Here is a 21,048-nt window from a genome sequence, read left to right on the forward strand (position 1 = left end):
TTGTGGCAGTGTTTGTAATTTATAGTCTCGAATACTTACCACTAAGCTAAGGGTTTTCCTAGTGGAGGTTTGGTGCGGGGTAACAGGAGTACCTTATTGTTTATTCTTTAAGTACTTTCCCCGTATACTGTCCTTTAACAACAGATGTCTTTCCATCTTTTAAGAAATGTAACTCATACACAAAAGTATAGTTGTCTCCATTTTTTGATACAGTGACTGTACTTCCGTCCATTTTATAGAAATCTGTCGCATCGGGCCCTTCTGTGCCCATGAACAAAGTTCCATAGCTAAGACTTTGTTTTGAAAAATTCAAGCCAACCATTGCCTCATCAAAATTCTTCGTAGAATCAAAATCCGCTGTATCAAAATAATGAGCGGTAAATGTGCCACTAGTCGGAATTTCACTTTTGTAAAAGCCGAATTCAACTGCATTTGCCCCATTATCAGCCTGTAATGTAGTCGTAAGAAATACTTGCACATAACCACTGCCGATAAAATCATTGCTGTAATAGGCAGCCCCAGTCGGGTAGTTTTTGCCTTCGTAAGTAAAGTAGTTTTCGTTTTGAGTCTCGCTAATATTTTTCTGGCAGGAAGAAAAACCAGCAAATAAGGCTGTAAGACCAAGGAAGGTCCATTTTGTCATTTTCATTACCAATAGGTTTAGGATTGATTAAATTACCTTGACCGCTAAGGTAGCGCTCAAACGTTAAAAGGCAATCCCAAATTAATACTCTTCAATTTTTGAAATACTGTTGCATTTTTTATTAGTTTTGTTGCCAGATGCGCAAATCCCTTATAAAAGTCATCACGGTTTTAATGCTTTTGGTGTTTACCCAAAAGATGGGATTGCGTTTGTGGCTACACAATTGGTATCATACTGAGCAGGCAAATGAAAAGAAGGACCCGCTTTCATCCGGCGAAGACAAATCCGTCAAGTGCGATTGTATTGACGACTTTTTAATGCCGCTTGATGAAACTCCTGTTTTTTCCCTGCATGTTCCTACACAGGAATTCAAAACAATCTTCTCTGTTTATAATTCACCTTTCTCATGCGCAGAAAAACTATTCTGCTCGCTGAAAGGTCCGCCAATGGCATAACCCATCTTTCTCTGTATTTGACAATTGATTGATTGATTGAGTTCGTCTCGGTCATTACTCATAATTCAATACGCATAACTCATTACTTTTTCCCTTGTGAAAACACCCATATGCTTCACATGCATTGGTGCATTTCATTAATCTCCATTTGATTTGGCATGAAATCATTCTTTATACGACTTACTATACTGGTTGTTTCTATACATTCCTGCCAGTTAATTTCTGCGCAGAATAAGACCGGCAAAGCTCCGGGATCATTATCCGGCAATATATTTGAGAAGAAAACCAGCGCCCCTTTGCCCAAGGCAACGATCTACATTCCTGATCTTCAAACGGGAACTGTGGCAGATGACAGTGGACACTATTCATTTAAGACACTTCCTCAAGGTACCTACCTCGTTGAGGTACGTTATATAGGATATAAGGCCCAAACAAGAAACATAACTGTAAATGGCGCCATACGCAAGCAGGACTTTGCCTTAACTGACGAAGTGGTGGAAGAAGGAACCGTGGTGATCACGGGCACTTCGAAAGCTACGCAAATCAAGCGCAGCCCGGTTCCTATCGTTGCAGTAAGTCATACATACCTTACAACAAATCTGAGTTCAAATATCATTGATGCTATCGCAAAAGTACCCGGTGTAAGTGCCCTTACTACGGGACCAAATGTTTCAAAACCTTTTATTCGCGGGTTGGGTTACAATAGAATTTTGACATTGTTTGATGGTGTTCGACAGGAAGGTCAGCAGTGGGGCGATGAACATGGCATTGAAGTGGACCAATACGGCGTTGACAGGATTGAAGTGATCAAAGGCCCGGCCAGTTTAAGTTACGGCTCTGATGCATTGGCAGGTGTTGTAAACCTCATTCCTACTCCGCAGCCCCAAGACGGCAAAATAAAAGGCGAAGTACAGGCGGAGTATCAAACCAACAATGGGATGTTTGGAGGAACGGCAATGCTTTCCGGCAATAGAAACGGTTTCGAATGGATGGGGCGTGTTTCTCACAAAGAAGCCACCAATTACAGAAACAAAATTGATGGCAGGGTTTTTAATACTGGGTTTAAAGAAACAGACGCAACCATTGCAATGGGCCTGCACGGCAAATGGGGCTACACGCATTTGAACCTTTCTATGTTTGATGATCTGCAGGAAATTCCGGACGGCAGCCGCGATTCAGTAACAGGAAAGTTCACGAAACAAATTACCGAAGATGATCTTTACCGGCCGATCGTTAGCGATGATGAATTAAAATCATATGCGATCACTCCATTGCACCAACATGTACAGCACTACAGAGGCTATTTGAACAACAATTTCATTTTGGGCAATAATGGCAGACTTGGCGTTAACCTTGCCTTTCAGCGCAGCGTAAGAAGAGAGTTCAACCATCCCGAAGCTCCTTACCAGGACGTTGCGGGTTTGTACTTACAAATGAACACTTACTCATACGATGTAAAATATTACCTGCCCGAGATTGATGGTTGGAATTTTACTACAGGTGTGAATGGTATGTTTCAGCAAAATGACGTAACAAAAGGAACGGAGTTCATAATACCGTCTTATCATCAGTTTGATATAGGTCCGTTTGCCTTGATAAAGAAAACATTTAACAGGTTGGACATTGCAGGCGGTGTACGTTATGACAGCAGATCTTTTAACAATAGCGCATTGTATACTGGCACTGATCCTGTTTCCGGTTTTGAGAAGCCTGTACATGGCGCAGACACAGTTGGTGCGGACAATCCGTTTTACAATTACAAACATACGTTTACGGGCTTTTCAGGAAGCGTAGGCGCGACCTATAAAGTTTCAGAAAAATTTGCACTGAAAGGAAATATTTCAAGAGGTTACCGTGCACCAAACATTTCTGAAATTTCCGCCAACGGTGTGCATCCCGGAACGAATATTTACCAGGTGGGAAATAATCAGTTTAAACCAGAATTCTCTTTGCAGGAAGATCTTGGTCTTTCCTATACTTCAAAATATGTGATCATCAATTTCAGTGTATTTAACAACACTATTTCTAATTACATTTTTAATCAGAAGCTTGCTGCAACCAATGGTGGAGACTCGCTTTTAAACGGCAATACTGTTTACAAATTTCAACAGGGAAAAGCCAATTTATATGGTGGAGAATTAAGTGTAGATTTCCATCCGATAAAACCTTTGCACTTCGAAAACAGTGTATCTGTTGTGTACGCCGATAACAAAAACGTAAGCGGCGCTATGAAGACAGACAGCAACAGATACCTCCCGTTCGTTCCACCATTACATGGCATTTCTGAATTGCGCTATGATTTTGATGGGAAGGCTCATCACATTGTTGATGGCTTTGCAAAAGTTCAATTAGCCTACTATGCGAAACAAAATCGTGTTTACCTTACCGACAATACAGAAAGCGCCACGCCAGGGTATACACTGGTAAATGCCGGTGTTGGTGCGGGTTTCACTAATAAAAAAGGCAGAACACTGTTTAATGTGTATTTAATGGCAAACAACATTTTTGACGTTGCCTATTGGGATCATTTGAACAGGTTGAAATATTTTCTGTACTCCGATGCAGACACGAATCCAAATCATGGTATACATAACATGGGGAGGAATTTTTCATTTAAAGTTAATGTGCCGCTGGAGTGGAAGGACTGATGACTGAATAACCGAGTAACTGAATAACTGAACTTGAAGGTCGGACGCTCTTCAATAATTCAACATTCAGTTAATCAGTTATTTTTTAAATTGTGTTATAATACCTTTTATAATGAATCTTACACCTAGTACCTTATTCCTCGATATCGGCGGAGTGTTGCTTACCAATGGCTGGGACCGCAATGCACGCAAACAGGCTTCTCAGCAATTCAATCTTGATCTGCCTGAGCTTGAGGAAAGGCATCACCTGACTTTTGATACATACGAGGAGGGAAAACTTTCACTGGAAGAATATCTTACAAGAATTGTTTTCTACGAACCAAGGTCTTTTACCAGGGAGGCTTTTATCAATTTCATACAATCGCAATCGCAGCCTTACAATGAGATGATCGATATGATCTGTGCACTCAAAAAGAAATACAATTTAAAGATTGCGGTTGTAAATAACGAAGGCAAAGAGTTTAATGAATTCAGGACAAGCAAATTCAAATTGAATTCGTTTGTTGATTTTTTTATTTCTTCATGCTATGTACACATGCGCAAACCGGATGCTGATATTTTTAAACTGGCACTGAACATTGCGCAGGTAGCGCCGGAAGAAGTGTTATATATTGAAGATAGACCAATGTTTATCTCCGTAGCTGAAAGTCTGGACATTAAGGGCATTGTGCATAAAGATTATGACTCAACAAAAGTAGCATTGAAAGAATTCGGATTAAGTGTTTGAGTTTTTAACCGCAAAGGGCGCGAAGGTTGCGCAAAGGAAGCAAAGAATACAAATTACAAGTCTCAAAAACACATAGACCTCGAAGAAACACAAGGGAGACGTCAGTTCTCAACAGTTCAAAACCTTCGTTTCCTTTGCGCAACCTTCGCGCCCTTTGCGGTTAAACTTCGGTCTCTCTTTTCTTTCTTTTCTTCGGTGCAGACACTACCTTTTCATTCTTTTCTGTAGCTGCTTTCTTGTCTTCTCTTAGTCCAAGAAAAATAGGATGTCGCAGAACAGCATCCTGTGTCCATTCGGTGTAAGTCACTTCACACACGAGTTGTGGCTTTACCCATGTTACAGGCATGTTTGTTTTTGGAACGCTATCGAATGGAGGCTTCTTAACAACAAGCGGCTGCAATTTTTGATAAACTTCTTTCAACGTTTTTTCAGTAAAGCCAGAGCCACTATGGCCGATATATTCCAGTTTATTGCCATCATATTTTCCCAAGATAATTGCGCCAAAATATTTTCGGCTCTTACGCGGCTCTGTAAAGCCGCAAATGATCGCTTCGAGTTTTTGTGTATTCTTTATCTTCAGCCAGCTTTTGCTTCTGTGATCAATGTAGTACTCGCTTTGCATATCTTTTGCCATCACGCCTTCCAAACCCTTCTTTAAAGCCAGTTTGAAAAACGCTATCCCTTCTCCAACAATATGATCACTGAAAATAATCACGCCACTTTTAGGAACAAGATTTTGCAGAATTGTTTTGCGTTCGATAAGCGGTAAGCCTGTAAGATTTTTTCCACTATACCACAGAATATCAAAGACATAGAATGCAAGTTTTGCTCTTCTGCCATTCTTTACAAAATTTTGCAAGTTTTGAAAGTCTGGATATCCTTCATCATTCAACGCAACTATTTCACCATCAACAATTGCATCGCCTTTCCATTCTTCTCGCAGAGCATCAGTAATTGCAGCAAATTTTTGCGTAAATGAAAGATTGTTGCGTGATCGCAATTCTACTTTTCCTTTATTCAGGTAAGCCAATGCTCGATAACCATCCCACTTGATTTCATACAACCAATCTTTGTTATCAAACGCTTCTTCTACTCTAGTTGCCAGCATGGGTTTAAGATCATGAGGAAACGCTTGCTTCTTCCCTTTCTCGAGCAACTCATTTACTGATGCATCGCCAATCACTTCAACATCTTCCTCAACTTTTTTTTTGGCTGTTTTTGTTGTGGTTGTTTTAGCAGCGGACTTTTTCACCGCCGATTTTTTTGACGCGGTTTTATTAGAATGCCAAACATTTTCGCTCGTAGCAGCAATCTTTTCTATTGTTTTTTTGGAGATAACAGATTTGTCGTTTTCAGTAATATCGTCCGTAGAGGCATATTTGTCTTTGTGTTTTATCAACAACCAAGTATTCTCCCCTTTGCCATGCATTTTTACCAATGCATAACTTCCTTTTAGTTTTTTTCCTTTTAAAGTAAACTTAATCGTACCGGCATGAAGTTGTTTCAGTAAGCTTTTCTCCTGGGATCTTTTATCGGTGGGGACATCTTCATCTGATAAATACGTTCCTTCATCCCAAACGATCACTGTTCCTGCTCCATAATTTCCTTCGGGAATAATGCCTTCGAAATTGCGGTAATCATATGGATGGTCCTCCACCATCATTGCCAGGCGCTTCACTTCCGGATCGGTTGATGGGCCCTTCGGTACGGCCCAGCTTTTCAATACACCGTCCATTTCCAACCTGAAATCGTAATGCAGATGCGACGCGTCATGCTTTTGTATCACAAAACGCAATTCACCCCTTTTCGCCTTTCCTCCTTCCGGCTCCGGCGTTTGTTTGAACGATCGCTTTTGTTTGTATTTGGCCAGACTCATTTTAATTAAAAATTGAAAGTTGAAAATGAGCTTGTAGACAATCTCTACGAGTTATAACAAACACGGTCTTGTGATAAATCACCAAGTAGCACGTAACGCATTTTCGACCTCCAATTTTCAATCAAAAAATTGTGCCAGTCAATAATTGAAAGTTGAAAATTGAAAATGCTTCTTGTGTTGCTGCGCTCATGTCGCGCTAGCCGATGCTTGTGAAATAATGGTCGTTCTTCGCATAAAACCTCATTTTCAACTTTCCATTTTCAACTCTCAATTAACTTAATTCCCGTCTTTGTAAACTCAATCTTCTTCTGTTTATAAAGATTTCCCGTTGTCATTTTGAAAGTCTTTTTGCTCATGCCGAAAAAGCTGTAAATCTCTTCGGGATCGGATTTGTCGTGGTACGGCAGGTAGCCGTTATTTTCCACGAGTAAGCGAAGTATTTTATCTCCTTCGTCTTCTACCCTTTTATAACCGGAGGTTCCGGCGGCAACGTCTATTTTGTTGTCCTCGCGGATCGCTTTGACAAAACCCTTAAAAGTATCGCCCACACGAATATTGCGGTATATTTCGTTGAAATGCAGTACTCCTGTGTGTTTGTTATTGATAATCACCACATAGCCAATGTCGGTACGACGATAAACGATGAGCTGAACGGCCTCTTTTTCTTTTACCGTAAGGTCATCATTATTTAAGAAATACTCAATTTTCTCAGTAGCAGCTACCCGTCCGGTTTGCTCGTCGACGTATATTTTCACCAGGTATTCGCCACCGGTGCGCATACCAGAAAGTTGTTTTGAAGTGGGCACGAAAATATCTTTCATCAGACCCCAGTCAAGAAAAGCTCCCTGGCGGGTTACCGTAACGGCTTTCAAGAGCACAATATCGCCCACCACGCCTTTCGGGTGCTGCGTTGTAGCGATTACACGGTTTTCAGAATCGTGATAAACAAAAACCTTTAACTCATCACCGATTTTTGTGTTTTCCGGAACGAATCGTTTCGGTAATAAAATGCCTTCATCACCATCATCCAGGTAAACGCCAAAATCTACCATTCTGATAACGTTCAATGTGTTGTATTCGCCAATTTTAACCATGGGGCAAAAGTAGACAAAGACTGCGTTAATTTGAAAATTTGAAAATATGAGAATTTGAAAATTCTTTCTGCGCAACTTCTCCTTATCAAACCACCTCCAATTTGGAAAGCAAATAATAAGTAAAAAAGATGCACCTAAAGCATTTTCAAATTACCAAAAATCCAGAGAGCCTATTTTTTTAAAAAAAGTCCCTCATCCATGTTACCATACATTTTTTTCCCGCGACTAATTTTCCGGCCTGTCTTATACCATTGACCGTTAACCTTATTTCGTGAAAAAACAATCAAGTGTCATTAAGTACTAAACCCTATTGCTCAAGCACCATTGATCGTTAAACCTAATCTTATTGTACCAAATGACCATAAACCTGTCCTTTTGAGCTTCTTCCACCCCTTAACCCTTGTTGGGTACGCTGACGTTAAACCTTGAGGGATATACCATTAACCATTAAACCTTATTCTTTTGATGGTTATCCCTCTTTGTCCTTTCTTTTATATTTGCATAATCACATACCAGTCATTATGCGTTACTTCTATTTGCTTTTTATCTCCTTTTTTATTTTTTCCTGCACACACAAATACAAAAATCCTCACGTGGAAATTGAAACGGAACTGGGTGACATTGAGGTTGAGTTATATCCCGAACAAGCACCCAAAACAGTGGCTGCCTTTTTATCGCATATTGATTCAGGCTATTATAAAAGATGTTCTTTTTACCGCGTATTGAATACGGATAATCAGTCTTCCGATGCACCCAAGGCCGAACTTATCCAGGGAGGCATTTACAAAATGCCTTCGGCAAAATTCCATCCGGCCTTTATTCCCCATGAAACCACTCAGCAAACACATATTCTGCATAAAAATGGCACCATATCAATGGCCAGAAATGAACCCGGAACTGCAACCTCAGAGTTCTTTATTTGCATCGGCGATCAGCCGGGATTTGATTATGGTGGAGAAAACAATGCAGACGGGCAAGGGTATGCCGCTTTTGGAAAAGTGGTTAAAGGAATGGATGTGGTGAGAAAAGTTTACAACAGCAAAGAAGATAACACTTCGTTTGAACCGCCGGTGATGATTATGAATATCGTGAGGCTGTAGAATAAAGGCCTCTTGCACCCGTCATTGCGAGACCTGCCGAGGAGGATGATCGAACTATAAAAACAAAATCAAGAAACAGCGGGCGGTCGAAGCAATCTTAATCGAAGTGCCGGGGATTGCTTCGCCACACATGCACTATGCGCAAGATTTCTTCATTTAATCTGATAGTGATTTTTTGCCGTGGCATCGCAATGACGATGCGAACTTGCCTACAAATCCGCACTTCCTATCATTTCAACATCTCCAACACCTCACCCTTCACGGCAACTCCTAATCCGGGATTTTCATTGTACAAAATTCTTCCATAGTCAAAAGCCACTCCCGTTGCGGCATCAGCTTCCAGCAACAATGGCCCGTCCATGTCTATGTAATCCGCCAGTGGAGCAAGATGCGCAATGGCTGCACTTCCAATACTTGTTTCATTCATGCTGCCGATCATAACTTTCATATCCAGCTTGCGGGCATTCTCGATCATGCGCAGTGCCGGCGTAATGCCAGAGCATTTTGTAAGTTTTATGTTGATGCCGTGAAAATGTCCGGCGCATTTTTGCACATCATGTTCTGTTACGCAGCTTTCGTCAGCAATCAAAGGCAGCGCCGATTTTTCATACAACCATTTCATTCCTTCCCAATCGTCTTTTGCCAGCGGCTGCTCAACAAATTCCACATTCAAATCTTTGAAGACATCTATTTTTCCCAGCGCATCTTCTTTTGTCCAGCCGGCATTTGCATCTATGCGAAAAACAGCATCTGTATGTTTTCTCAACGCTTCAATAATCGCTATGTCATTGTCTGTTCCCAATTTTATTTTGTACACAGGCCATGGCTTGTCGTTCATCTTCTGTACCATTTTATCAATATCGTCAATGCCGATGGTGTAGTCTGTTACAGGCGATTTTGCAATATCGCCGTTCCACATTTTATACAGCGGCTCACCTCTCCATTTTCCATAAATATCCCAAGCGGCTATATCCAATGCACACACGAGAAAATTATTTTGCGGCAGCAAATGATGGAGGTAATGCCAGTATCTTCCCGGCTCAGTGAAAGAAAACTTCTCTACGAACATTTTCTTCAACTCCAGGTCAGCGGACATTTTTTCAACGGGAATATTGTAATACGCAATTGCAGGCGCTTCACCGTAACCTTTAATACCATTGAAGTTCAGCTCAACAACAAGCGAAGGTTGATGCGTTTTTGTTCCTTTGGAAATGGTAAATGGATAAACGAATTTGCTGTTAAGCTGTGTGGATCGAACTTTCATAAGACTAAAATTTGGTGAAACGTGAATCGTGAATAAGCTGTTGAACGTGTTTCATTTTTACCATTATAAATACTTTTTGACTCGTCTGCCATTCCATTCACGATTCGCCTTTCACGATTCACGCTTTACATCATATGCGATGAAAAAGTAATTATACGCTTTATTGTACTGACCAATAAATTCGTTTCTATCAAATGGCGCTCTGCCTTTCAGGAAATGGTCAAGCGTGGAAACAGATAATCCACACTCATCAAAAAGATCAAACATCATTTCTGGAGTAGTGTTGTACAGATCTGCAGAGCCCAATCCAAACTCAAAAAGAATGTATGGCTTGCAGCGTTTGATCGTGTTGATGCCGCCTTTCAAAACACCAAGCTCGGCACCTTCTACGTCAATCTTTATCAGGTCGATGCGAAGATCGGAAGGAATAATATCATCCAGCATTTCAATTGTTACCTTGATCTGCTTTGTATGGTAATCCTCGCCCTGAACAGTGCGCTCTTTCAAGCCGCTTATCGCGGGTCTGTCCACAACGTACGAAAACTCCGCTTCGCCTTTTGCATCCGACAAAGCAAGGTTGTACATCACGACTTTTTTACCATATTGCTTTTTGATTTTTTCGAACAATGGCGGGATCGGCTCGAAAGCATAACCTTTTCCATCAGGTGCTGCTTTGATCAATTCACGAAGAATGTGTCCCTTGTGCGCTCCGATATCAATATAATTGGAATTGCGGTTCAATACCTTGTTAATGACTTTGGTTGTTTGAAAATCGTACACATCAAAAGGACCGGTAAAAAACTTATCGGTAAAATTGTAAAGCCTGTATGCGCCTTTTTTTGCAGCTAATACTAATGCATCCGGAACGATTTTTCTTAACCTGATTTTCGCCATAATGGGTGGTGTAGCCTTTTGGAATGCCCGAAGATAAGGCAATTTGAAAATTTGAAAATATGTAAATATGGGAATTTGAAAATTGGGGTTGCCGCAACTTTAAGCATTCTAATAATTTCATACAATTATTTTATTCTTAAACATTCAAGATGCTCTTTATAAACAAAATACCTCTACAGAGAACGCATTTTCAAATTTTCAAATTATGCCAGTTTCTCAAGCACCGCAAATCCCCAACTATCGATTGTGATGGACTTAGTTTGGTAGAAGTCGTATGTTGTATTGGTAAAAACGTCTTTAAAACTGCCGCGTATGTAAGGATGTGACGTGGAGATATTTACCGGATGTTCTGAAAGATTCAGAAATACCAGCACTTCTTCATCGCCGTTTTTGCGGAGATAAGAGAATACATAATCAGCGGCATTTGTCTGGATCATGAAAGTGGAGGAATCTACCGCACGCAAAGCCTCGTTTCGTTTTTTCAGTTCCAGTAAGGTTTTGTAAAAATCATTCAACTCGAATTTATCCGTCCATTCGATGGGATCGCGTTCAAAGAACTCTATTGCTTTTCGATTGGGCAGTTCCTGTCCGGAATAAATGAATGGAATGCCGTTCCAGGTAAAACAAAGAACAGCAAAGGCTTTCGCAGCCTCCCCCATGCGTTCGTATTCGCTTCCGCTGTGAGAATTTTCATCGTGGTTACTGGTAAAATATGCCCTGAATGCGTGCGAAGGAAATGTTTCGTTGTAGGTTTTAAGAATGGCCTGCAGCCCGTTTATGTCAATTGATTTTCGCCAGAAAGCTTCCATGGAGTGAAGAAATTTCCATGTATAGGTGGCGTCAAAGACTTCGTGATAAACTATGTCCTCGCATTCTGCGAACCAAAACAGTTTTTTCACATTGTCGCAGCCTGTTCTAGCCTCTTTCCAGAAATCAACGGGCACGAGCATAGCCATATCGCAGCGAAACGCATCTATATTGCACTCTTTGATCCAGAAAAGCATCATATCAATCATGGCTTTGCGCAGATCAGGATTGTCGTAGTTGAGGTCAACCACATCATCCCATCCATGTGCGTCGAAGAATTCACCGTCCAGATTTTTGCGATAGTATTCAGGATGCTCGCGGATCCAGCGATGATCCCAGCCTGTGTGATTGGCCACGATATCGATCATCACTTTCATACCCAGCTGCTGCACTTCCTTAACGAGCGCCTTAAAGTCTTCCATCGTTCCAAACTCCGGATTAATGGAAGTATAATCGCTGCAAGCATAATAACTGCCCAGCGATCCTTTTCTTTTGGCGAAGCTTATGGGCGTAACCGGCATAAAGTACAAAATCTCCACCCCCATGTTCTTTAATCGTGGTAAATGCGCCTTAAAAGCATTAAAAGTTCCTTCCAGAGTATATTGCCTGAAGTTTACCTCGTAAATATTCGTCGAATGTATCCATGAAACGGGCTGAAAGAGTGTATCCATGGAATAAAAATAGGGATTTTGACAGTGGAAAATTGAAAGTTGAAAACGGGGGACGCAGATTATCACGGTTATCAAGATTTGAAATGATTAATAAAAATCATGAGGATCATCACAGTCTTGACGATCTGCGTTCCAATCTCTCCCATTTTCAACTTTCAATTTTCAATTTTCAATTTCCACGTATTTTTGCCCTATGAAGCAGTTCAACGTTCCAAACATATACCGTAGCCCGCTCATTACCGCCATTAAAAACAAGCGCAAGCAGGATGATAAATTGAAAAAAGATTTCACTCCTACACAGCTGGATCTGGGTACTTTACACATTTATCTTGCGCGACACTTCGGCTTTTGTTATGGTGTGGAAAATGCCATTGAAATTGCTTTCACAACTGTTGATGAAAATCCCGGGAAAAGAATTTTTCTTTTAAGTGAAATGATCCACAATCCGCAGGTAAATGCTGATCTGCAGGAACGTGGAATTCAGTTTTTGCAGGATACCTACGGCAAACAGATCATTCCATTTGAAGACTTGACAGCAGATGATATCGTTTTGATCCCTGCATTTGGAACAACGCTGGACATTGAAGAGAGACTGAACAAGATCGGCATTCATACCGAAAAATATAATACCACCTGTCCTTTCGTAGAAAAGGTTTGGAACCGCAGTGAACAGATCGCCCAAAAAAGCTACTCAATTGTTGTGCATGGCAAACCAAAACATGAGGAAACAAGAGCTACTTTTTCCCATGCAGCTTCACACACGCCAACCGTTATTGTGAATGATATGCAGGAAACAATTGATCTTGCGAAATACATTACCGGAGAAAAACCTGCAGACGAATTTTACCAGGCTTTTAAAGGCAGATACAGCGAAGGATTCGATATTACAAAAGACCTGCAAAGAATTGGGGTTGTTAACCAGACAACGCAACTGGCAACCGATACACAAGCCATTGCCGAATATTTGAAAAAGGTAATGCAGGAACATCACAAACTAAATGACTCAAACATCGGCGAACGTTTTGCAGATACAAGAGATACGCTTTGCTACGCTACCAATGACAACCAAACGGCTGTTACAGGAATGCTTTCCACTCCGGCGGATATTGCCGTTGTGGTAGGCGGATACAATTCTTCCAACACAACGCACCTTGTTGAGTTATGTGAAGAAAAACTGCCAACTTATTTTGTAAACAGCGACGAAAAAATACTTTCACCAACAGAGATATTGCACTACAATTTCCACACGAAACAAGAGCTTCTTTCGCACGATTATTTGCCCGCAAAAGAACCATTGAAGGTTTTAATTACCAGCGGTGCATCATGTCCCGATGCCCTGGTAGAAAGAGTAATCAGAAAGCTGGCGGGGTTTTATGGCGTGGGGAATAAAGTGGATGAACTAGCGAATAATTGAAAATTGAAAATTGAGAGTTGAAAATTAGAAAGTCAAAAACTGCGTTCCATTTTCAACTCTCAACTTTCAATTTTCAATTCCCTAAAGGTTTTCCTTCAAGTACTTCTCCAGCTGTTTGTCATCCGGGTTCATTTCAATTAAAACGCCTTCTTTGTTCATCAAAAAGGACGTGGGTATTCTTTGGATATACCAGGCGTTTGCAACTTTGCCATCCTTACTGTTGCTTTCGTTTACCTGTATCCAGTTTATTTTGTCGTATTTGATGGCTCTCTTCCATGCGTCTTTACTGTCATCCACACTAATACCGTAAATCTCGAAACCTTTGTCTTTGTATTTTTCATACAGCTTTACCAAATGCTTGTTCGACTGTCTACAGGGACCGCACCAGGATGCCCAAAAGTCGATCAGTACTATTTTCCCTTTTAATGACGACAAGGAAACGTTTTTTCCATTTACATCCGGCAAAGAGATTTCCCCAGCCGGCTGCCCTTGCCGTGGCTGTGCATAAGCAACCGCTCCGGCAAACATCAGTATAACAACAAATAGAAATTTCCTTTTCATAGTATTGATTCGAGCGCCGCAGCGCAAAGAAATTTAACGAAAAAAGCGGGAAACTATTGCCGCATTTTTCATGTCGCAAGAGCCTCCCGCCTGTTTATTGATAAAATAAATTAGTGTTTGCAGCAAGTTGTACTGTCTGTACAACCTTTAGCGCAGTCTTTTCCTTTGCAGCAGTCTTTATCTGTGCAATCTTTCATAATTCGCATCACTGCAGCATTTAGCGGCATTTTCACTAGTTGTTGTCATGCTTGCCTTTCTTTCGTACTGGCAGCAAGTGTGTAATTTTTTGTAAGCTTCATCGCTTGCCGTAAAATTCTTTGTATCATAACCAGCCGCAGCGATTGATTTTTCAATGCCTTTGAGATCGGCTTGTTTTGCGTCGTAAGAAACTGTCAAAATCTTTGAATCCACATTCCAATCTGCGGAAGCAGCGCCTGCTTGTTTAGCTGCCTTTTCGATTGTTTTTTTACACATTCCACATTCACCCCACACTTTTACGGTTTGCTTTTGTGTTTGCGCAAATGAAGTAACTGAAATAAATAAGAAGGCTATAAATGAAAATAATTGAAGCGTTTTCATGATAATATTTTTTGTACCGCTATGCGGCATTGTTGATTTTTTGATAGCTATGTTCCGGCTTAAATATTGGCCGTAACATCTTTTATTCACACTAAAATAACGATTAAATTGAAACAACGGCATAAGTGCCATCAGGTTACGAAACGTAACGTTGAGAAGGTATTAAATTCTGAAAACGCTGTTGAGCACACATTTAGAGACGCCACAAATCGGAGGTGGCGCATGTGAGTTGTAAGTATAATTTTTGTCGCTGATCACCGGTGCATAATGATCTAACTGCCATGTGTGGTACGGTAAAATTGCAACCGGAACGTTTATTTCATAATCAAGAGAAACGAGTTTGTGGGCATCCTGAAGCTTTATCACTTTCACCTCGTCCTTGCAACATTTGTTCTTGCCATTCTCCATGCCGCATTTGCTGCAGGTTTTGGAATGCTCATGTTTGGCAAGAGTAAGTTCAGAACAAGCCAGTTTACCCATGCAATAATGCATTTCCAGCACCAGGCCACTCGTAATAGCCAGGTAAAGAACCGCCAACGCTATGGTAAATAATTTCTTCATGAGTGAGTTACAAAAATAGGCGACAAGAGCCTACTTAAAGACGATTTTGGATGAAAGGGCAAAAAATTAACAAAATCAGAGATTGGCACGCAGATGACGCTGATTGGACTGATTTTCACTGATTTGTTTTAAGGGAATAACTGACTCGCGACACAATCCGGTGTCAGGATTAATGAGTTTTTTTCATAATTGGAGAAAAAATCCGTGTAAATCAGTCCAATCAGCATCATCTGCGTGCTCTCTTAATGCTCTCTTAGTTTACGAAAGTCCAGTAAATTCCCACCCTCAGTTGCACACCGGGATATGGATAATTTGCTGTTGCAAGGTTGTTATTGGTGAAAGAGAAACCGTTTTTGAAACTGATTGTGTTAAGATTTTCGAGGCGTACATAAGAAACGAAAGAGCGAATGCGGAAGTGCAAATAGCCATCAATTTCCGGAGCTTTCAAATTAACCACACGGTCGTCCTGAAAATAGAACTGGCCAAACAACGGAGAATAACCATCGGCCTTGTACGGAGAATTATATTTTATTTCCAAACCGGTGTTCAGCACCAGGTTTTTAAAGCCAAGATTTCCTTCGTACCCGATCCTGTTTCTCGTGTAGAACAAAGGAACATTTACAGGGCCGTCACCAATTCTTTGTTGCAATGCAACTTGTGCATGCCAGATCAGATGCCTTGTAAGTTTGAAATCTTTGTCCGCATTTACCTGCAACAGGTTAAACGGCGAGCTCGCCTGGTCAGGATGATAGTAACCGTTAAAATAAGTGAAATTAGTCGCAAGAAAATATGCTCCTGACAGTTTCATTTTCAGGTACGGCACATCAACTGTTCCGAAGAACTTAATGATATTTTCTTTATTGAATGTCTGTTTGGTAAATCCGAAACTTCCTTCGCCGCTGAAAATGTATGATGGCGTTCTGTTAGTTATTTGGGTTCCCACCTGAAGCGTACCAAATCTTCTTCCAAGATATCTCTGAAGATGCCCGTAAATGCTGAAGTCTCCCGCATTATATCCTGTAGGATACAAATTACCGGCAGCTTCAAAATCCCATTTTTTGTTCCGTGTTTTATTACGGTACTCTCCGTGCAGGATTGTATTGTACAGCGTTCTTCCGTTGGAAGTAAAAGTTCCTTTGAGATTCTCGATCGAAGCGCCCAATTTTAAATATTGCTGCGGGTTGTGAGAATCAGGGAATGTATAAAATGAAAAGTCGTTCACCAGCTGCGTCCACTTTTCTTCTACAACGAAATTTGTTGGAGGCGGCGCAAAGAAATCGTATTTGTCTACGTAGTAAGAATCAGGCGACTGATCCACAAATGCATAGTCGAACTTATTGTATTGAACAGTGTATTCAACACGCAGGCGCGGATAAAATAAATGGGTAACCGTAGAGTCGGTTACAGTAGAATCTTTTTGCCCGAAATCGTACTGCTGCCTTAACAAGATAGCAGAATTCTTGTCCTTTGTTCCGGTTGATATTTTACTATTGAATACTGCAAACCCCGGTGCTATGTAGTTTCCCAATTGCACTGGAATGGTTACCCTGTCTTTGTATGTAACTGTGTTCTGCAGATCCGCTTCGTTTTGTATACCGCCATTTTCAGACCCCTGTAGTTTGTTAGACAATGCAATAAACTGAAGGTGATATCTTTTATTTTTTGACTGGTAAGCAGTGTTGAAACGAATATTACTGTGGTTGGTATTTTGATTTTTGAACCATCCCGGCGAGTTAATCAACCTGAACTGGAACCCTGCGTTCCAATTGGGCGTCATGTTTTGTGTATGCGTAAAACCGATTATCTGCTCTTTTTTACTTCCGAGCAAATAGCCGAGTTCAGAATATGGTTTTGTGGTAGTATAAAAACGTGTGTCTTCAATTGTAAACTTGTATACATCGTATGCATGAAAACCCGGATCCCAGCCGTCTTTCATATTTGGCGCAAACAGTAATGATTTGGCAGCAGCACCATTATTGCCCAGTGTCATGTAATGCGCAGGAATAGGAAAACGTTTAGTAAAATCACTGATGGAGGAATCCATTTTACTTTGACGCGTGGTATCAAGAAAGCGATAGGAAATGGTCAGAGAATCTTCCAAACCCGTTCTATGGCGTAGACTGTCATTACCGCCGCCGGTACTTCCGCCGCCCATTCCTTTGAAGCGGTTTCCCACGTTTTGAATAGGATTCTGCGCAGAAGCTTGCATTGCAATTACAATAATTGCAATGACGGTCATACTATATCTGAAATACTTCAAGAGTTTTTGCTGCGCCAAAACTGGAAATGTAATTTAATATGTAAAGATGTTACAGGCCGGCAATCAATCCTTTAAAAATGGTTGTCAATTTCGGCTCAGCCGCATGTGCAGCTTCCAGCACTTCTTCATGCGTGATTACATTTTCTTCTTCACGAATACCAAGATCTGTAATTACGCTGATCGCAAATACCGGTAGATTCATGTGTTGCGCCACGATCACCTCCTGCACAGTGCTCATCCCTACTGCATCGGCACCTATAATATGCAGCATTTTGTATTCTGCCCTTGTTTCAAAGGTTGGACCGGTAACGCCAACGTACACACCGCTTTTTATATCGATGCCGGCACCTGCAGCGATCGATTTTGCGGAAGCGATCATTTGTTTGCTGTAAGGCTCGCTCATGTCCGGAAAGCGTGTTCCCAAAGAATCTTCGTTTTTACCGATGAGTGGATTTACCTGGAACATGCTGATGTGATCAGTTATGATCATCAAATCGCCCACTTTAAAATCGAGGTTCATACCACCCGCTGCATTGCTTAGGAAAAGCGTTTCAATACCCAGCAATCTCATTACACGAATGGGAAATGTTACGTCCAACGCAGAATAGCCTTCGTAAAAGTGAAAACGTCCGGCCATTGCCACAATCGGTTTTCCGGCAAGCTGGCCGAAGATCAGTTTTCCCTGGTGTCCAATAACAGTAGACACAGGAAAGTGTGGAATTTTATCGTAAGGGATTTCTTTTTCAACGACGATTTCTTTTACAAGGTTACCAAGGCCGCTACCTAACACTATACCAGCCAATGGTTTAGCTGAATATTGGCTTTGAATGTAGGCAACTGTTTCTTTCAATTTGTCGAGTAGTGCTGACATAAATTTTGCTTTTAAAATTCCTTGTAACCTGTTGCTTTGCAATTATTTTAATGAACCCTTGCCATAAGCGGGAGCAAATATAAGAAAGCAGGGATAATAAAGAATTAGAAATTAGGAATTAGGGTTTAGGAATTAGGAATACTTTGGCTGTAAACATGTATTTAAGCAGCTTGTTTACTAAATAGTACGGCTCATTAAATCAAGAAGTAATGGGATACAGAAATCACTCCTAATTCCTAAACCCTAATTCCTAATTCCTAAAGGCCCAGATCTCTTGCTCCACTGATCTCCGTCGATATCTCTCCTAGCAGCATATTACCCTTATCATTTTGTCCGGTGTAGACTTTAACGAAATCAATTGATGGTATTTTTATTGACTGTCCGTTAGCGTCGACTGCCCAATCTATATTGAAAGAATTGAAATGATTTTTTGCATAATCATCGCCGGAAGAATAGTTATCGGCGTAACCAAAAGAAAATCCGGTATTGATGTAAATAAAACCGTTATCCATTAAACCAAAGGTATTTTTTAACAGAGCTCCCGTAAATGAGATTGAATCCTGGTTTGCTGCGAATGATGGATAATAGCAGTGATCGTGAAAAGGATTGATCTCAACTGCACCCATGTTTCCCAAATTATCTTTCCACTGAACATCGGCAGTTGATTTAGGATTGTAATAAGTGATGGTGTATTTCTTTTTGGTTGTTCCGGCGTTGTATTCGCTTCCGGCCAGCTCGTACCATTCATCATCGGGTAAACCATTGCCGTTTTTATCCTGGCTCACCATTACTATGCCCGGCTCTGACCACTCCATTGGCGGCGGCAAAGGATTTCCGTAAATGGCCAGATCAAATCCCGGCTTGTTGAGAATCGAGTGGTCAAATCCAAAAACAACATATCCGCCGTAAGCACCTAAATGCAACAACGCATCTGTCCCGCCGACAATTCCCTTCGGAGCATTTTTATCTCCTAGTCCTTCTTCGTTCACAAACTGGCCGGGAGCTGGCAAATAATCAAACACGACGCTGATATATTTGTTGCTGGCAGTGGTTATGGGTCTTATAGGTGCAGCAACCCGGAGTAAAATATTTTTTGTAAAATGCCCTTCCGCATTGCCGCCCGCATACATAAGTTTGTAATCGCCGGCCACGGTTGGCTTGTATTTAAACTCCGCAGTTTTTGAAAACAAAGAATCGTTCAGTTTCCATGAGTGCTCCACTTGTATGTTGTTATTAACGGTTGCCTTAATAATCACGCTATCGCCAAATGCAACCGAAAGTGTGTCCGTTGTAACAGACAATGAGATCACCGGCACAGGAGATGCGTCATCTTTCTTACAGGAGTATACAGATAAAATAATAATGGTTAAGGCCAAAAGCCAATTGAGTTTCTGATTCATCAGAATGTGTGTCTTAAGGTTTAAAAATGTTATGGTAAAAACGCGAAGTGTGCGGGAATATCACCCGCTGTTACGCTCCATCTTCTACGTCCCGCCCGGTCGAAACAATGGACAGCTCCCGGCGTGACGTAATCCTTTGCATCGGTTACATATATGTCGCCGTTGGTTTCGTTAACAGCGAGACCGTAAGGAATTTTGATTTGTTTTTGTATGCTGTCTGCAATGAAATTTTTAGAAATAATTTGCTTTTCCGGCACGTTAATCAACGCGTAACTCGTGACATTTTTATTGGTAATATAGCTCCACTCAACGCTGTACACATATGCGGAATCGCCTTGTATACAAATGTTTTCAGCGGCTATATTAAACGAGTCCGTAACCTGATCTGTTTTGGTATCGATAACAAACAGATTTGAATGTATGTCATAGTAATCGCCACGTGAAGTCACAAACAAATTGCCGTAGTTATCTTTTTTGACGTGATGCAAGTTGATCGCAACGTCTATGCGTTTTATTTCTTTGAACGTAGAAAGATCTACCACAGAAATGGTTCGCTCGTAATTGGGTGGACTATATCCGCCGGAGTTGGCAACATACAACTTGTTGTTTACGATGGCCATTTCTTCCGGCTGTCTACCCACCGTTACCCTGCGTAGTATTTGCAACGATGCGGTGTCTATTTCCGCGACAAAACCTTCTGGGGCATTAGGATCACCTACTATTCCCGCATACGAACTAACGTATACTTTGCCGTTGGCAAATGTTACATAGCGGCAATTGGGAATGTTGATCTGTCCGATTCTTTTCGCGGTATGTGCCTGCAAAACCTCTACTTTGTCAGACATATTAATCACTGCATAAAGTTTCGCTCCATAAATCTGTATATCATTTCCCACATCGCCTAACTCCTTTGTAGCAGTAGGATTGATCTCGTTGTAGATATTCCGTTTGTAAACACCTGTTCTAAAATCATAAAAATCCAGCGAGGCCTTATTCATGCCCATATTGCCTTCATTCAACAAGTAAAAGCCGCTGCCCAGCATCGAATCCGGCTGTACCTCTACCTCTTCATGACGTACAATCGATGGGTCTTTACGGCAGCTTGCTAAACCAGTTACCAACAGCAATAACAACCATACTGTCCTTATTTTATTTCTCATAAATTGCATTTTCATTCTACTACTACTAACATGTCGCCCCTCTGGGCTGGTATTTAATGATGA

At 41.1% G+C, this 21,048-nt stretch carries 18 protein-coding genes; 5 read left to right on the forward strand and 13 right to left on the reverse strand.

What is annotated here, in order from left to right:
- Positions 1-100: 100 nt before the first annotated feature.
- Complete coding sequence (locus tag QJ048_RS14855; protein WP_282335172.1) at positions 101-649, reverse strand: hypothetical protein; 549 nt, start codon at positions 647-649, stop codon at positions 101-103.
- A 167-nt stretch (positions 650-816) separates the two neighbouring features.
- Between QJ048_RS14855 and QJ048_RS14860 the strand changes: the two genes are divergently transcribed.
- The 3 genes from QJ048_RS14860 (at position 817) to QJ048_RS14870 (ending at position 4,473) form a co-directional block, all read left to right on the forward strand.
- Positions 817-1,098 carry a hypothetical protein gene (locus QJ048_RS14860; RefSeq protein ID WP_282335173.1) on the forward strand — a complete coding sequence of 94 codons (282 nt, stop codon included), beginning with the start codon at positions 817-819 and terminating at the stop codon, positions 1,096-1,098.
- A 158-nt stretch (positions 1,099-1,256) separates the two neighbouring features.
- The gene (locus QJ048_RS14865) at positions 1,257-3,746 is read left to right on the forward strand and encodes a TonB-dependent receptor (protein ID WP_282335174.1); all 2,490 of its coding nucleotides are present in this window, start codon (positions 1,257-1,259) and stop codon (positions 3,744-3,746) included.
- Positions 3,747-3,858: 112 nt separating this feature from the next.
- Positions 3,859-4,473, forward strand: a complete 615-nt coding sequence (locus tag QJ048_RS14870; protein ID WP_282335175.1) for an HAD-IA family hydrolase — start codon at positions 3,859-3,861, stop codon at positions 4,471-4,473.
- 160 nt (positions 4,474-4,633) lie between these two features.
- Here the strand turns inward: QJ048_RS14870 and ligD are convergent, their stop codons facing one another.
- Together ligD and QJ048_RS14880 are read right to left on the reverse strand one after the other, a co-directional pair.
- Positions 4,634-6,349: a non-homologous end-joining DNA ligase gene (gene ligD / locus QJ048_RS14875; RefSeq protein ID WP_282335176.1), complete on the reverse strand. Its 1,716-nt coding sequence runs from the start codon at positions 6,347-6,349 to the stop codon at positions 4,634-4,636.
- A gap of 260 nt (positions 6,350-6,609) precedes the next feature.
- Positions 6,610-7,443 carry a CvfB family protein gene (locus QJ048_RS14880; RefSeq protein WP_282335177.1) on the reverse strand — a complete coding sequence of 278 codons (834 nt, stop codon included), beginning with the start codon at positions 7,441-7,443 and terminating at the stop codon, positions 6,610-6,612.
- A gap of 593 nt (positions 7,444-8,036) precedes the next feature.
- Between QJ048_RS14880 and QJ048_RS14885 the strand changes: the two genes are divergently transcribed.
- Positions 8,037-8,543, forward strand: a complete 507-nt coding sequence (locus tag QJ048_RS14885; protein ID WP_282335178.1) for a peptidylprolyl isomerase — start codon at positions 8,037-8,039, stop codon at positions 8,541-8,543.
- A gap of 229 nt (positions 8,544-8,772) precedes the next feature.
- Here the strand turns inward: QJ048_RS14885 and QJ048_RS14890 are convergent, their stop codons facing one another.
- The 3 genes from QJ048_RS14890 to QJ048_RS14900 form a co-directional block, all read right to left on the reverse strand.
- A complete protein-coding gene (locus QJ048_RS14890) occupies positions 8,773-9,807 on the reverse strand; it encodes a dipeptide epimerase (protein ID WP_282335179.1) in 1,035 nt (344 codons plus the stop codon).
- Positions 9,808-9,918: 111 nt separating this feature from the next.
- Complete coding sequence (locus QJ048_RS14895; RefSeq protein WP_282335180.1) at positions 9,919-10,701, reverse strand: FkbM family methyltransferase; 783 nt, start codon at positions 10,699-10,701, stop codon at positions 9,919-9,921.
- A 203-nt stretch (positions 10,702-10,904) separates the two neighbouring features.
- A complete protein-coding gene (locus QJ048_RS14900) occupies positions 10,905-12,179 on the reverse strand; it encodes an alpha-amylase family glycosyl hydrolase (protein ID WP_282335181.1) in 1,275 nt (424 codons plus the stop codon).
- A gap of 193 nt (positions 12,180-12,372) precedes the next feature.
- On the opposite strand from QJ048_RS14900, the gene QJ048_RS14905 reads away from it, so the two are divergent.
- Positions 12,373-13,593 carry a 4-hydroxy-3-methylbut-2-enyl diphosphate reductase gene (locus QJ048_RS14905; protein WP_282335182.1) on the forward strand — a complete coding sequence of 407 codons (1,221 nt, stop codon included), beginning with the start codon at positions 12,373-12,375 and terminating at the stop codon, positions 13,591-13,593.
- A gap of 81 nt (positions 13,594-13,674) precedes the next feature.
- Here QJ048_RS14905 and QJ048_RS14910 read toward each other — a convergent pair whose 3' ends face one another.
- The 7 genes from QJ048_RS14910 to QJ048_RS14940 form a co-directional block, all read right to left on the reverse strand.
- Positions 13,675-14,154, reverse strand: coding sequence for a TlpA family protein disulfide reductase (locus QJ048_RS14910; RefSeq protein WP_282335183.1), 480 nt, complete (start codon positions 14,152-14,154; stop codon positions 13,675-13,677).
- A 177-nt stretch (positions 14,155-14,331) separates the two neighbouring features.
- Positions 14,332-14,733, reverse strand: coding sequence for a heavy-metal-associated domain-containing protein (locus QJ048_RS14915; protein WP_282335185.1), 402 nt, complete (start codon positions 14,731-14,733; stop codon positions 14,332-14,334).
- Positions 14,734-14,895: 162 nt separating this feature from the next.
- Positions 14,896-15,294, reverse strand: coding sequence for an HYC_CC_PP family protein (locus QJ048_RS14920; RefSeq protein WP_282335186.1), 399 nt, complete (start codon positions 15,292-15,294; stop codon positions 14,896-14,898).
- A gap of 253 nt (positions 15,295-15,547) precedes the next feature.
- The gene (locus QJ048_RS14925) at positions 15,548-17,554 is read right to left on the reverse strand and encodes a putative porin (RefSeq protein ID WP_282335187.1); all 2,007 of its coding nucleotides are present in this window, start codon (positions 17,552-17,554) and stop codon (positions 15,548-15,550) included.
- Positions 17,555-17,603: 49 nt separating this feature from the next.
- Entirely contained in the window at positions 17,604-18,425 is an 822-nt protein-coding gene (locus tag QJ048_RS14930; protein ID WP_282335188.1) for a purine-nucleoside phosphorylase, read from the reverse strand.
- A gap of 257 nt (positions 18,426-18,682) precedes the next feature.
- Entirely contained in the window at positions 18,683-19,825 is a 1,143-nt protein-coding gene (locus QJ048_RS14935) for a PKD-like domain-containing protein (protein WP_282335189.1), read from the reverse strand.
- A 29-nt stretch (positions 19,826-19,854) separates the two neighbouring features.
- Positions 19,855-20,985: a YncE family protein gene (locus QJ048_RS14940; protein ID WP_282335190.1), complete on the reverse strand. Its 1,131-nt coding sequence runs from the start codon at positions 20,983-20,985 to the stop codon at positions 19,855-19,857.
- Positions 20,986-21,048 lie beyond the last annotated feature (63 nt).

It is taken from the genome of Pinibacter soli, assembly GCF_029961145.1.
In the GTDB taxonomy this organism is placed as follows: Bacteria; Bacteroidota; Bacteroidia; order Chitinophagales; family Chitinophagaceae; genus Pinibacter; species Pinibacter soli.